This is a genomic window from Ancrocorticia sp. (assembly GCF_052089425.1).
Taxonomy (GTDB): Bacteria; Actinomycetota; Actinomycetes; order Actinomycetales; family Actinomycetaceae; genus Ancrocorticia.
Map to the genome: position 1 here is coordinate 8,446 of NZ_JBQCZW010000051.1, position 1,852 is coordinate 10,297.

1 protein-coding gene and 1 pseudogene are annotated in these 1,852 nt (G+C 60.9%); both read right to left on the reverse strand.

Annotated features, from left to right (window positions below; translation table 11 throughout):
- Window positions 1–1,166: pseudogene (locus ACTHV6_RS11205) on the reverse strand (transcription-repair coupling factor); the annotation flags it as partial.
- A gap of 109 nt (window positions 1,167–1,275) precedes the next feature.
- Entirely contained in the window at window positions 1,276–1,842 is a 567-nt protein-coding gene (pth, locus tag ACTHV6_RS11210; RefSeq protein ID WP_441387656.1) for an aminoacyl-tRNA hydrolase, read from the reverse strand.
- Window positions 1,843–1,852 lie beyond the last annotated feature (10 nt).

Here is a 1,852-nt window from a genome sequence, read left to right on the forward strand (position 1 = left end):
CCACCCAGAGTAAGCCACTCGTGCCCGAGGTCAAGCGCCTCATCGCGGGTATCGTCCAACGAGGCGAAGGAAGCGGCGTCCACGTTGATCGGGACGTTTCCGCCGGATGCAGCGGCACTCCAGGCAGCGGAGAGGAACTCCTGCGTTGTGGCGATCAGCGATTCGGCGCGCTGGGAAACCCGTTCGGGTTCCACGATGGTCATGCGTGCATTGGGCGGGAGGGTCTCCACCACCGGCACCATCTTGTCCACCAACGCGGGTGCAAGCGATTCCATGCCTTCTGGGGCGATGCCATCCGCGATTTGCGAGAGCATATCTTGCGCGCCGGGCAGGATACTCATCAGGTTGCGAGCCTTGGTGCGCACTTCCTGCGTCAGCAGGATCTCCCGGCAGGGGGTGGCGAATAGTTCATCCGCCGGTTCCATCGAGCGCTGATCCGCCACGGAGAACGTGCGGATCTCGTCCACTTCATCGCCAAACAGATCAAGGCGCAGCGGGTGGGATTGCGTAGGCGGGAAAACATCGATGATTCCGCCACGCACTGCGAACTCTCCGCGACGTTCCACCATGTCCACCCGCACATAGGCGGCGCCCACTAGATCATTTTCCAGTTGCTCTACATCAATACGATCCCCCACCCGCACACGTACAGGGTTCAATTCGCCCAATCCTGCCGTGATGGGTTGGAGCAAAGCGCGCACAGGCATGATGAGCACTCGCATCGGATCGAATTCTTCGGGGTGGGCGAGCCTACGCTGGACGAGCAGGCGCTGGGCTACCGTATCCGAGCGCGGCGAAAGCCTTTCATGGGGCAGTGTCTCCCACGAAGGAAAGATCTCCAGCGAGGAATCCGGAAGGTAAGCGCGCAGCGCTCCCTGCAGTTCTTCAGCACCGCGCCCCGTTGCCGTCACGGCCACAAGAAGCGGCGATTCATTGAGGCTCTGGGAACTGGCCCGCTTTCCGGCGCTGCCACCTTCGGGCGCGGCCGGCCTGGGTGCTACCGCTCCGGGTGTCGCTTCGTTTTGGGCCGAGCAATCCCGCTCCCGCCGTTCAAAATGTGCGATGGCGGGAGGCACCATTCCACGCGGCATGGAGATGTTCGCCGCTTGTGGGCCGGCAAGTGCCGGGTCCTGCGCGATAAGTGGCAGGAGTGGGCGTAAATCCATGAATTCCTCTCAGCAAGAGCGAAGATCAGAGCGAATGAAGGCTAGTGGGCCAAAGCGGAGCGGGCGGGCTTGTGGTCTAATGGGCTGGTGCCCGACGTGAGGCTGGAGGTCAGTGCGAGTGAAGGCGGGTTGTGGCCTTATCAAGACCGATGGCAAGAACATCCTCGATCGCATCAGCCCCGCGTTCAAGGAGGGCGGGAAGATCGGTGCGTTCGTCAGAAGAAAAGGGGCGGAGCACATAATCGGCGGGATCTTGGCCGCCCGGTGGGCGGCCAATGCCGAATCGCAGCCGAATGTAGCTTTTCGTGCCGGTTGTAGAGGTGATCGACTTGAGACCGTTGTGCCCGCCTTCGCCACCACCACGTTTCAGCTTGAGTGTGCCGAACGGAAGATCGAGATCATCGTGGATCACGATCAGGTTCTCTGGATCCACCTTGTAGTAGTCAAGAAGCTTTTTAACTGGGCCACCCGACGTGTTCATATACGAATCGGAGGTGGCAAGAATGATGCGTTCCTCGCCCATCCGTACCCCAACGGCATGCGTGTTCGTGGCGCGATGGCCTTTCAGCGTACCCCCAGAACGCGCGGTCAAGACATCAATGAGCATATGCCCAACGTTGTGCCGGGTTCGGGCGTACTTCTCCCCCGGATTACCCAAGCCAACAACGGCGTACATACCTCTCCTC